This window comes from Leifsonia sp. HAY1-4F (genome assembly GCF_056755275.1).
Genome location: NZ_JBNDHX010000625.1, coordinates 1 through 237 on the forward strand (window position 1 = coordinate 1; position 237 = coordinate 237).

Consider the following 237-nt stretch of genomic DNA (forward strand, 5'->3'; position numbering starts at 1 on the left):
GTTGAGGGCCTCCATTGCAGCCTTCAAACGGGATGAGTTCGAGCGGGAACACCTGAACCCCGGCCGCAAACCCCTCATCTGCGTCCAGGCCGCGCTGAATTACTTCAACGCCGACCAGAACGTGCTGACCCGCCTGTTCACCATCGAGTACACGCACTGGTTCGATTCCATGCTCCCGGGCCTGGACAACTCCGGGATCCCCCTGCCACTGGGCGGCACGTCCAACCACTTCGTCAC

At 62.0% G+C, this 237-nt stretch carries 1 pseudogene; it reads left to right on the top strand.

From position 1 onward, the window contains the following. A pseudogene (locus ACPYOG_RS20755) lies at window positions 1-237 on the top strand (glycosyltransferase); the annotation flags it as partial.